A 7,819-nucleotide genomic window follows, 5' to 3' on the forward strand; every position below is an offset into this window, starting at 1 on the left:
CTCGGAACACAGGAGACGGAATGGCGACACGACTGGTCACGGCGCTCTCGCGCGGACTGAGAATTCTCGGCCAGTTGGAGAAGGGACCGCAGAGCGCGCCGGAGATCGCGACAGCACTGTCCCTGCCGAGGGCGACCGTGCACGAACTGCTCAAGACCCTCGAGGCCGAAGGATTCATCCGGACCGAGGCGGGGGCTGCCTTCGCGCTCGGCATGCGACTGTTCGAACTGGGCAGCGCCGTCGAACGATCACTGGACATCGTGCAGGTGGGCCGGGAGCACGCCCAGCGTGTCGCGGCCGAGTGCGGGGAAACCGTGCAGGTGGCCTTGCTCGACGGCACGGAAATCGTCTACGTGGCCAAAGTGGACAGTGCACACGCGGTGAAGCTGGTGTCCACTGTGGGCGCCCGCCTTCCGGCACACCTCGCAGCCGTGGGCAAAGCGACGCTCGCCTATCAGCCGGCAGACGAACTGGACAAGCTCTACCCCCCGGACGGCCCGCTTGCAGTACTGACACCGAACAGCATCAGCGACGCCCGGCAGCTGCGGGAGGCACTTGCCGAGGTGCGCGAGACCGGCGTGGCCTGGGACAACTGCGAGTCGAATCCGGACGTGCGATGCGTCGCCGCGCCGGTCCGCGACCGGCGTGGCGCAGCCATCGGGGGCATGAGTATCTCCGTGCCCACCTACCGCTGGGACGACGCCCTCGCCGACCGGCTCCGCGGCCTGGTCGTGAGCGGTGCGGCGGCGTTGTCCGCGGACCTCGGCGCCGCGGCCGGGTCGCCGGCGTGAGCCTCCTCGCGTTGACGGCAGCCGGCTCAGCTTCCTAGAATCCGATATACCAGACGTCGTCCGAAATATCGGACGCTGGGATCGAGGAGTATCCGTGACTGAACTGAGCGGGACGCTGTCGGCGCTCGTGACCCCCTTCACCGACGGTGGCGCGGAGGTCGACGAGTCCGCCCTGCGGGTCCTGGTGGACAAGGTCGTCGACGACGGCATCGACGGGATCGTGCCGTGCGGTGGTACCGGCGAGTTCGCGACGATGACGAACGCCGAGCGCCGCCGGGTGGTGGAGATCGTGCTCGACCAGGTGGCCGGGCGGATTCCGGTCGTGCCACACGTCGGTGCCGGTTCCACCGCGCAGGCCGTGGAGCTGTCCCGGCACGCGGCCGACCACGGCGCCGCCGCGCTGCTGCTGACCGTCCCGTACTTCGAGCCGATCACCGAGCCGGAGGCCGCGGAGTACTACACCCGGGTCGCCGGGTCGGTCGCACTGCCGATCGTGGCCTACAACCAGCCGGCGGGCACCGGACTGCAGCAGCACCCGGCCTTCCTGCGGGAGCTGGCGAGCCGGGTGCCTGCCGTCCGCTACGTCAAGGATTCCTTCGGCGATTTGGGACAGCTCTACGACTTCGCCACCGCGGACGAGCCGGTGCGGGTGCTCAACGGCGTGGATTCGGTGCTGGGGCCCGCTTTCCTGCTGGGAGTGCGCGGGCACATCACCGGTGGAGCCAACTTCCTCGGTGCGGTCTACCGGCAGATCACCGACGCGGTCCGCGCCGGTGACCAGGCCACCGTCGCGAGGCTGTGGGTGGCCACCTACCCGGTTGCCCGGCTCATCGAGAACCTCCCCTACAACGCCGCGGTGAAGGCGGCCTGCGAACTGACCGGACGGCCGGCCTCGCTCACCCGCTCACCGGCCCGGCCGCTGACCGCTGACGAGCACGCAGTGCTGGCCCGCGCACTGCGCACCCTCGAAGGCGCGGTCGACGGCCTGGTCAAGGTCGCCCGCTGAACGACCGCTCGGCCGTCGGGCCCGCCCGGTCGAAGGAAGGAACCCCCATGGTCACAGGTCAAGACGACGCCGGTTACGACGTCGTGGTGGTCGGCGGCGGTGCCGCCGGATTGGCTGCCGCATGGCACCTGCGTGATCGCCAGGTGCTGCTGCTCGAATCCGCCGACCGCCTCGGCGGGCGGATGCACTCGGTTCCCCGCGGTGCGCGGTGGATCAACCTCGGATGCCATCTGTTCCCCGGCCCCGGTTCGACGTTGCACGGCATGCTCGGCGATCTCGACCTGCGCACCCTGGACATTCCCGGGGTGAAGACCGCCATCGCCGTGGACGGCAGGCTGCACGCGTCGGCACGGGTGGAAACCCACCCGCTGACCCTGCCGTTGACCCTGCGGGAACGGATCTCGCTGGCCAGGGCCGGCACCCGGCTGCTGCGGGCGGTGCACGGGTACTTCCGGCAGGCGGCGCCGAGATCCGGGGACGGACCGCTGAGCCGGCGCACCCGCCTCGACGCCTACCTCGCCGATCGCTCGGCGGCCGAGGTGCTCGGCCCGCTGCCGCCTCGGGTACAGGACCTGCTGGCCACCGCCGGCCGTCGCGCGGCTTCGGAACTGGCCGATCAGTCCGGCGGTGTCGCAGCCTCGTTGTTCGCCTCGGTGTGGGGCGGGTCCAATGCCTTCGCGACGCTCAATGTGGACGGTGGCACCGGGGAGCTGCCCCGTGCCGTCGGCGCCGCGCTGGCGGACCGGGTCCGGCTCTCCGCCGAGGTGCTCGAGGTGGCCGAGGTGGACGGCGGTGTCCGCGTGCGCTACCGCACCCCGGACGGGGAGCAGGAAGTACGCGCGGAACAGGTGGTCGTCGCCGTGCCGGCACCGGTCGCGCGGAAGGTCGTCCGCGGGCTGCCGCCGAGGCTCGACACCTGCCTGCGCGAGGTCGCCTACGGCCCGTTCGTGTCGATGGGGCTGCTCACCGATCCGCTGCCGCGCAGCCGATGGGACCGCGTCTACGCGACCACGACCCCGGGTTCCTCGTTCAGCATGATGTTCAACCACACCAATCCGGTGCCCGAGGTCGCCCGGCGGACCGGCGCCAGCTACATGGTCTACGCGGGTGGCGCACCGGCGGCCGCGCTGCTCGGGGAGTCCGACGCAACGATCGAGGCCCGTTTCACCGAGGACCTCCTGCGGATCCATCCCGCCCTCCGTGGCCGGATCACCGAGACGGTGGTGCACCGGTGGCCGATCGGGAACACCTACCGCAGGCCGGGATTCGACGCGGGCCCGCTGCACGAGCACGCCGAGCGGCACGCCGGGCGCATCCGGCTCGCCGGCGACTATTTCGTGGAGCTGGGCAACGTCGAGCAGGCCGCCACGACCGGACTGACCGCGGCCCGGCACGCCCGCGCCGCACTGGCCCCGCGGCGCGAAGCACGCCCCGCCGACGCCGGAGCGGCCCGACCCGGAGGACAATCATGAGCTCGATCTCCCCCGACCCCACGGCCGCGGGCGCGTTCCCGGACGGCGGGCTGTTCCGCATCGAAATCCCGTCCGTGGAAGGACCGGCGGCGCTCGAAGCCGTACTCGACCAGGCGCGGCGCTACGACCTGACGATCCACCGGGTCAGCCAGGGCAGCGGCGTCGCCATGCTCGACGACCAGGAAATCGGCGCCATGGTCGCCGCCGGCGCCGCGGCGAACGTGGAACTGTGCCTGTTCCTCGGCCCGCGTGGCACCTGGGACATCGGCGGTTCGGCCAAGCTGCCCGGCAGCGGGCTCGGCCCCCGCGTCCGTGGTGCCGATCAGGTGCGGTTCAGCATCGACGACGCCGAGCGCGCGGCGAACCTCGGCGTGCGTTGCCTGCTGGTGGCTGACGAGGGCGTTCTGCACGAACTGCACCGGGCGCGGGTCCGCGGCGACCTGCCCGCCGACCTCCGGCTGAAGATGTCCGCGCTGACCGGGCCTGCCAACCCGGCGTCGTTCGCGGTGATCGAGCGGCTCGGCGCCGACTCGATCAACGTCCCCGGCGACCTCACCGTGACCCAGCTTGCGGAACTGCGCTCCGCGGGCCGCGCCGCGATCGACGTCTACATCGAATCACCGGACAACCTCGGCGGTTTCGTGCGGCACCACGAGGCGCCGGAGATCGTCCTCGCGGCCGCACCGGTCTATCTCAAGTTCGGGCTGCGCAACGCGGCCGACATCTACCCGGTGGGCATGCACCTGGAGTCGCTTGCCGTGTCCAGCGCCCGCGAACGGGTCCGTCGAGCACATCTGACGCGGGAGCTGCTCGACCGGCACGGACTGCTGGCGCGGATGTCCCCGCGCGGCGCGTACCGGATCGAAGACCTGGCCCGCTTCCGGTACCGGGAACTCGATGCTTCCGGCGCGGTGGCGGCCTCATGACCACCGCCACGCTCGAAGCGCTGCTCCCCGGCGAGCTGGTCACCCGGGCCGCGGAGTACCTGCGGACCGTGCTGCGGCCGACGCCGTGCCAGTACTCGCCAGGACTGTCGGACCTGCTGGGCAGGCAGGTGTGGCTGAAGTGGGAGCTGATCCAGCCGACCCGGTCGTTCAAGGTCCGCGGCGCCCTGTTCGCCGTGCACGAACTGGCGCACGCGGCCGATCCCGCAGCCCCGCTGGTGACCGCCTCCACCGGTAACCACGGGCTCGGGGTCGCGTTCGCCGCGTTCCGAGCCGGGCGGACCGCACACGTCTACGTTCCCGAAGGCGCCAACCCCGCCAAGGTCGGGGCCATGCGGGTCCTTGGCGCCCAGATCCACGTGGCCGGCAGTGACTGGCAGGAGGCGTTCGAGCACGCCAGTTCCGCGTGCGTCCGAACCGGACTGTCCTATGTGCACAGCTTCGACGACCCGCACATCGTGGCCGGGCAGTCCACCATCGGCACGGAACTGGCCGACGACGGCCCGGAAGGAGCGACCGTGCTCGCTCCGGTCGGCGGCGGCGGGCTGATCGCCGGGGTTGCCCGCGGCCTGGCCGTGGCCGGGTCCGACGCCAAAATCGTCGGGGTCGAGCCTGCCGGGGCCGACCGGATGCGCCGCTCGCTCGAGGCAGGCCGGGTCGTGCGCGTGCCACCGTTCAGCACCATCGCCGACGGTCTGGCCGCCCGTGCCGCCAGCGACCTCACTTTCGGCCTGGCCAGAGAGCTGGTGGATCGTGTGGTCACCGTCGGGGAAACCGCGATCCGGGAAGCAATGGCCGAGATCTTCCGTGCCGAACGCCTCGTCGTGGAACCCTCCAGCGCCACCACGATCGCCGCGCTGGCCACCTACGACCGCAGCGTGCTGCCCGGTGACCGGGTCGTCTGCCTGATGACCGGCGGCAACGTCGATCCCGCCCTGCTGCGCGAGGTCGTCGGCCGGTGACGGGTCGCCACGAGGACAGGAAGGGGACAGCTGTGGGTTCTTTCGACGGAAAGGTCGCGGTGGTCACCGGCGGCGCCAGCGGAATCGGCGCGGCCACTGCGGCACTGCTGGCGGCGCGCGGGGCGCAGGTGGTGGCCGCCGACCGGAAACCGGCGGAGCCGGCGGACAGCGTGACTCCGTGGCGCTGTGACGTGACCGATCCCGGCTCCGTGCGTGCGTTGGTGGACGGGGTCCTCCAGCGCTTCGGACGGCTCGACGTGCTGATCGCGAACGCCGGGATCTGGCGGCAGCGACCGTTTCTCGAGCTGAGCACCGAGGAATGGGACGAGGTGCTGGACGTCAACCTGCGCGGTTGTTTCCTCGTCTGCCGGCAGGTCGCCCGCGCGATGGCCGCTGCGGGCGGCGGGTCGATCGTGGTGACCGCATCGACCAACTCGACCATCGCCGAACCCGATACCGCCCACTACAACGCTGCCAAGGGCGGGTTGCTGATGCTCGTCCGTTCGATGGCGGTCGACCTGGCCCAGTTCGGTATCCGGGTCAACGCGGTGGCACCCGGCACCATCGAAACCCCGCTGAACCGGGCGGCACTGGCCGAATCCGACGACGCCTTCGCGTTCCCCCCGGCCGGTCGCTGGGGCACCGCGGACGAATGCGCCACGGCCGCGGTCTTCCTCGCCTCCGGTGAAGCCGCGTACATCACCGGTACGTCCCTGACCGTCGACGGCGGTCAGACTGCGCTCAACGGCACGGCGCCGGTCCGGAGCGCCCGATGAGGACCTACGACCTCACGCACCGGCTGCACGACAGCATGTCGATCTACCCCGGCGTACCGCAACCTCGGTTCACCACCGTGCAAACCGTGCCCGAGCACGGAGTCCTGATGACCGACGTGCACTGCTGGACACACGTCGGCACCCATGTGGACGCTCCCGCGCACATGGTCGACGGCGGTGCCCGCACGTTCGAGATGCCGATCGAGTCCTGGATGGGTCCCGCCGTGGTGCTGCGGGTAGCGCACCCGGGAACGGAGGCCATCGATCCGGACGCCCTCACCGGTCTGGTCGCGGGGCAGGGCGTGCTCATCGCCACCGGGCACGCCGATTCCTGGGGTACCGAGCCGTACTACGGTGCCGCACCCCACCTTTCGGCCGCCGGCGCAGAACGCCTGCGCGCAGCCGGCGTCCGTTTCGTCGGCCTCGACTTCCCTTCGCCGGACCCCGTCGGCGCTGCGCACCAGCCCGCACACACCATCCTGCTCGGCGCAGGTGTCCCGATCGTGGAAAACCTCACCGGTCTCACCGGCTTGCCCGGTCACGTCTGGTTCTCCGCCGCCCCGCTGCTGGCGGGCGCCGGAGACGGCGGCCCCTGCCGCGCTTTCGCACTCGCCGGCGAGCCGGTTCCGGCCGGGTGATCGCCGCACCGGACCGAACCACCGATTTCAGTCCAGAAAGGACTCTTGATGAGCAACCACCCTGCACCGCTCAGCGCCACCCGGGTACTCGGCGACACGGTCTACGTCTCCGGCCAGGTGGGCGTCGATGCCGACGGCCGGATCCCGGAGTCCTTCGCCGACGAAGTCAACGCGGCCATCGGCAATCTCGCCGCCGCACTCGAATCGGCGGGCAGCGGCCTCGAACACGTTGTGCGGATCGGCGTCTACCTCACCGACCACGAGTATTTCGCGGAGATGAACCAGCTTTACCGCGACCGTTTCGCCGAGCCCTACCCGGCCAGGACCACAGCCGTGACCGGCCTTGCGGTGCCAGGACTCAGGTTCGAGATCGACGCGATCGCCGCCGTACGCTGAGCATCGCGCAAGTCAGCTTTCCTTCTCGACGATGCTGGCCTTTTCCGCCGCGCGCTGCACAGCTTCACAACCCGCCCGCGCGGAGGCTTTCGTCTCGTACGCCTCGCCCGAGGCAACGATCTCGCCGTTACCGGCCTTCAACCGGAAGCGGAACTTGCCAGCCTTGTCTTCGTAGACCTCGAACTTGCCGGCCATGACCACTCCTCTTCACCGACTCGGGATGTTCTCGCCACCCAGGTAGACGCGAACGCGCGCGGATAAACACGCAATTCGGCGTGCCACCGGAACAACCTGCAAAAACCCGACGGAAACCACCTCGACCGGGTGAGTCATGTTTACCCCCGGGAAAACCGGGAAGTTGCGCCGTCCGCGGCAAGACATCGCGGGCGCCGGTAGCCGTCGTTCCCCCGGAGAACACTCCGGTACGTCGATCCGACCCAGAAACCTGCGAGCGTGTCGAACCGCATGACGCGCTGGTGGATCACCGGGCCGAACGCCGGCGACCGGCCACGGTTGCCGCGATCCTGGAGCCGGCGGGCAAGCTGGGGAATCGTGCCCGCCAGCACGGCCTCGAACTGCAGCGAGTCGCCTCGCTGCCCTGCGGTCACCAGCAGCGACAGCAGCTTTGACCTCGTTCGACGACCAGGACCACCGCCCACACGCCCACGCGCTGCCGGAACAGACCGTCGACGGTACGAGGCCGCCAACGGTCGGCGTCGGCCGGATGGCGGGCGCCCGGGTGTGCGCCGGGCGCCCGTGGTGAGTCCGGTCAGTTCTCGGTGGGTTCGAGCAGGATCAGCGGCACTTCGCGGTTGCCGGACTCGGCGGCCGCGG

The 7,819-nt window shown here is 70.7% G+C and carries 9 protein-coding genes; 8 read left to right on the forward strand and 1 reads right to left on the reverse strand.

The genetic code is table 11. From position 1 onward, the window contains the following. Positions 1–20 precede the first annotated feature (20 nt). The 8 genes from ABD793_RS39530 (at position 21) to ABD793_RS39565 (ending at position 6,985) form a co-directional block, all read left to right on the forward strand. Positions 21–791, forward strand: a complete 771-nt coding sequence (locus ABD793_RS39530; RefSeq protein ID WP_344868764.1) for an IclR family transcriptional regulator — start codon at positions 21–23, stop codon at positions 789–791. 94 nt (positions 792–885) lie between these two features. Next, positions 886–1,797, forward strand: a complete 912-nt coding sequence (locus ABD793_RS39535; RefSeq protein WP_344868766.1) for a dihydrodipicolinate synthase family protein — start codon at positions 886–888, stop codon at positions 1,795–1,797. A 47-nt stretch (positions 1,798–1,844) separates the two neighbouring features. After that, positions 1,845–3,269, forward strand: coding sequence for an FAD-dependent oxidoreductase (locus tag ABD793_RS39540; protein ID WP_344868767.1), 1,425 nt, complete (start codon positions 1,845–1,847; stop codon positions 3,267–3,269). Further along, a complete protein-coding gene (locus ABD793_RS39545; protein WP_344868768.1) occupies positions 3,266–4,195 on the forward strand; it encodes a hypothetical protein in 930 nt (309 codons plus the stop codon). The genes ABD793_RS39540 and ABD793_RS39545 overlap by 4 nt, the downstream gene beginning before the upstream one ends. Further along, positions 4,192–5,175 (forward strand): threonine ammonia-lyase, encoded by a 984-nt coding sequence (locus ABD793_RS39550; protein ID WP_344868769.1) that lies wholly within the window; start codon positions 4,192–4,194, stop codon positions 5,173–5,175. The genes ABD793_RS39545 and ABD793_RS39550 overlap by 4 nt, the downstream gene beginning before the upstream one ends. 32 nt (positions 5,176–5,207) lie before the next feature. Continuing rightward, on the forward strand, positions 5,208–5,951 hold the full coding sequence (locus ABD793_RS39555) for an SDR family NAD(P)-dependent oxidoreductase (protein WP_344868770.1): 744 nt from the start codon (positions 5,208–5,210) through the stop codon (positions 5,949–5,951). After that, complete coding sequence (locus tag ABD793_RS39560; RefSeq protein WP_344868771.1) at positions 5,948–6,589, forward strand: cyclase family protein; 642 nt, start codon at positions 5,948–5,950, stop codon at positions 6,587–6,589. Before ABD793_RS39555 ends, ABD793_RS39560 begins: the two co-directional genes overlap by 4 nt. Positions 6,590–6,637: 48 nt before the next feature. Then, complete coding sequence (locus tag ABD793_RS39565; RefSeq protein ID WP_344868772.1) at positions 6,638–6,985, forward strand: RidA family protein; 348 nt, start codon at positions 6,638–6,640, stop codon at positions 6,983–6,985. A gap of 12 nt (positions 6,986–6,997) precedes the next feature. Here ABD793_RS39565 and ABD793_RS39570 read toward each other — a convergent pair whose 3' ends face one another. Beyond that, positions 6,998–7,180: a YegP family protein gene (locus ABD793_RS39570; protein ID WP_344868773.1), complete on the reverse strand. Its 183-nt coding sequence runs from the start codon at positions 7,178–7,180 to the stop codon at positions 6,998–7,000. Positions 7,181–7,819 lie beyond the last annotated feature (639 nt).

It is taken from the genome of Amycolatopsis ultiminotia (assembly GCF_039536925.1).
In the GTDB taxonomy this organism is placed as follows: domain Bacteria; phylum Actinomycetota; class Actinomycetes; order Mycobacteriales; family Pseudonocardiaceae; genus Amycolatopsis; species Amycolatopsis ultiminotia.

Coding starts and splice junctions, on each gene's coding strand:
- ABD793_RS39530 (WP_344868764.1), top strand. CDS start 21: ATGGCGACACGACTGGTCACGGCGCTCTCGCGCGGACTGAGAATTCTC.
- ABD793_RS39550 (WP_344868769.1), top strand. CDS start 4,192: ATGACCACCGCCACGCTCGAAGCGCTGCTCCCCGGCGAGCTGGTCACC.
- ABD793_RS39565 (WP_344868772.1), top strand. CDS start 6,638: ATGAGCAACCACCCTGCACCGCTCAGCGCCACCCGGGTACTCGGCGAC.
- ABD793_RS39570 (WP_344868773.1), bottom strand. CDS start 7,180: ATGGCCGGCAAGTTCGAGGTCTACGAAGACAAGGCTGGCAAGTTCCGC.
- ABD793_RS39560 (WP_344868771.1), top strand. CDS start 5,948: ATGAGGACCTACGACCTCACGCACCGGCTGCACGACAGCATGTCGATC.
- ABD793_RS39540 (WP_344868767.1), top strand. CDS start 1,845: ATGGTCACAGGTCAAGACGACGCCGGTTACGACGTCGTGGTGGTCGGC.
- ABD793_RS39545 (WP_344868768.1), top strand. CDS start 3,266: ATGAGCTCGATCTCCCCCGACCCCACGGCCGCGGGCGCGTTCCCGGAC.